The 2,373-nt window shown below is 68.7% G+C and carries 4 protein-coding genes; 2 read left to right on the forward strand and 2 right to left on the reverse strand.

The window, feature by feature from the left end; all coding sequences use genetic code 11:
- On the forward strand, nt 1-658 hold a 658-nt coding region (locus IJH84_RS01940), incomplete at its 5' end, for an FAD-dependent oxidoreductase (RefSeq protein WP_295139552.1).
- Complete coding sequence (locus IJH84_RS01945) at nt 655-1,182, forward strand: GNAT family N-acetyltransferase (protein WP_295139554.1); 528 nt, start codon at nt 655-657, stop codon at nt 1,180-1,182. The genes IJH84_RS01940 and IJH84_RS01945, both read left to right, overlap by 4 nt.
- A gap of 60 nt (nt 1,183-1,242) precedes the next feature.
- Here the strand turns inward: IJH84_RS01945 and IJH84_RS01950 are convergent, their stop codons facing one another.
- Both IJH84_RS01950 and IJH84_RS01955 read right to left on the reverse strand, forming a co-directional pair.
- Nucleotides 1,243-1,596, reverse strand: coding sequence for a hypothetical protein (locus IJH84_RS01950; protein WP_068565106.1), 354 nt, complete (start codon nt 1,594-1,596; stop codon nt 1,243-1,245).
- Nucleotides 1,597-1,712: 116 nt separating this feature from the next.
- A partial coding sequence (locus tag IJH84_RS01955; RefSeq protein ID WP_295139558.1) for a hypothetical protein occupies nt 1,713-2,373 on the reverse strand: 661 nt, incomplete at its 5' end.

Raw genomic sequence — 2,373 nt, forward strand, 5'->3', positions numbered from 1 at the left:
CCCCGACACCGACCTCGCTGCCGCAGCGGGCGCGCAGCTCGGCATCAAGAACACGATCGCCGTCGACGAGCAGATGCGCACCAATCTGTCCGACGTCTTCGCCGCCGGCGACGCCGTGCACACCCACCACCGCCAACTCGGCATCGCCTGGCTCCCACTCGGCACCACCGCGCACAAGCAGGGCCGCGTAGCCGGCGAGAACGCCCTCGGCGGCACCGCGACCTACACCGGCTCCCTCGGCACCCAAGTCGTGAAGATCTTCGACCTTGTCGCCGCCCGCACCGGCCTCAAAGCCACCGAAGCCCTCGCCGCCGACCGCGGCTGGGTACCGGTGTCGACGACCTCCACACCGGACGATCACAAGGCCTACTACCCGGGTGCCACCCCCATCAGCATCCGGATCACCGGCGACCAGAACACCGGCGCAATGCTCGGCGCTCAGCTCATCGGGCACCGCACGGCCGAGATCTCCAAACGTGTCGACACATACGCCACTGCCCTGCACCACGGCATGACCGTCGACGCACTCTCCGAGCTCGACCTGTCCTACACCCCACCCCTCGGCTCCCCGTGGGACGCCGTACAGGTCGCCGCCCAGAACTGGGTCCGCGAGCACCAGCTGCACCACCAGCGCAGCGCACTTAGCCTGAACAGGTGACCACCAGCCCCCACGACACCCCCGGGGCCGCCGAACCTGCGGCGGACCCGGCGATCGTCGCGATGCGGCCCGAGCACGGCCCGCAGGTCCTCGCGATCTACCAAGCCGGCATGGACACCGGTGACGCCACCTTCGAAACCACCGCACCCAGCTGGGCGGACTTCGACGAACGACACCTACCCGAGCACCGCTTCGTCGCTCTCAGCCCGGGCGGGCAGGTCACCGGGTGGGTCGCCGCGGCGCCCGTCTCGGGGCGCTGCGTCTACGCCGGCGTCATCGAGCACAGCGTCTACGTCGACTCCGGCCACGCCGGGCAGGGCATCGGAGCCGCGCTGTTGCAGGCCCTCATCCAGTCCGCCGACGCTGCCGGGGTGTGGACCATCCAGACCGGAATCTTCCCCGAGAACCACGCCAGCCTGGCGCTGCACCGGGGCGCCGGGTTCCGCACCGTCGGCACCCGCGAACGCATCGGCCAACGCGACGGCCGTTGGCGGGACGTGGTTCGCATCGAACGCCGACGCTGACTACCGCCGACCTGGACTTACCCGGCGTCCCCGACTTCGGAACCGTCGCCCGGTTTCGTTCTACGTCCCCTCTGGGGCGCGGGTGATCGACACGATCACCGACGAGCGGCGGAACTGCTCGGTGTCGAAGGGACTCGCGGGATCGTCGAACCAGACCAGCGACTGATCACCGACACGCGGCCAGCGGGTCACCCTCGTGATCCGGTGCGCGATGCCGTCGTAGTCGAACGCCCCCGAGGGGCTGGCGGGGCCGGGACGGCGCGTGTAGGTCAACGTGTCCAGATCCCATACGTGCGTAGATCCCTGGGATGCCACCACCCACCGGCCGCGCATACCGTCCGCGAGCTCAACCACCGTCTCCGACGGTGGATCGTTGGCGTCCTGCGGTTGCTGGACATTCGGCTCGTTAGCCATGGGAACTCCTCGTCTCGTCGTAGGGCTCGCTGCCCCGAACGCTAGGTGGTGTTCATTTAGGCCGCTACCGGGTGAGCAGTCTTCGGACCTGGTTTCGCGGTGCCGCCACCAGTGACTTACCCGGCGGGTTCGAGGACGCGGGGATGGATCAGTTCGATCCGTGGGACGTGGATTTCGACGCCGCCGAGGACCCGGACCCGGGGCCACTCGCCGTCGACCATCGTCAGGCCTGCCTGGGCGGGGGTGAGGCCGTCCTCGGTGGGGATCAGGCACGCCTCACCGGGTCCGGCCTTGCACCCGGGGCAACCGGTCTTGACCTCAATGATGATTCGCGACCTTTCGAGCTCGAGCTTCTCCTCGTCGGTGGCGTGACGCCAGCAGCCGAAGCCTTCTTGGTGGCCGACCCCGGCCTGGTACAGCGGCCGCATCTGACACGGTTTCCCGTTCGTCTTCGGCCGTAGGCACTTCTGCTTGAGGCTGCGGTCGAGGTCGTCCTTCTTCGCCTTGATCCGCTCGGCGTTGAGAGCCATCTGCGTCAGGTAGTCGGCTGTGTTGTCGCCGGCCGCCTCGTACAGGGCGAACACCTGCCGCGGGGACTGGGGGCCTGTCCAGCGCCGGCTGTCCGCCCCGTACACGGCGACCGGCAGCTTGCGTGCGACGATGCCGATCGCGACCTCGATGTAGCGAGCCAGATCGGTGTGCATGTTGCCCACCCGCTCTGGATAGATCGCGATGCCGTACTCGGTCTCGATCCGTGCGGCCTCGCGGTTGAAGCCG

The organism is Saccharopolyspora sp. (assembly GCF_017434145.1).
Lineage (GTDB): Bacteria > Actinomycetota > Actinomycetes > Mycobacteriales > Pseudonocardiaceae > Saccharopolyspora_C > Saccharopolyspora_C galaxeae.

Bases quoted from the DNA above. Each gene is read 5' to 3' on its own strand.
- IJH84_RS01950 (WP_068565106.1), bottom strand. From the start codon at position 1,596: ATGGCTAACGAGCCGAATGTCCAGCAACCGCAGGACGCCAACGATCCA.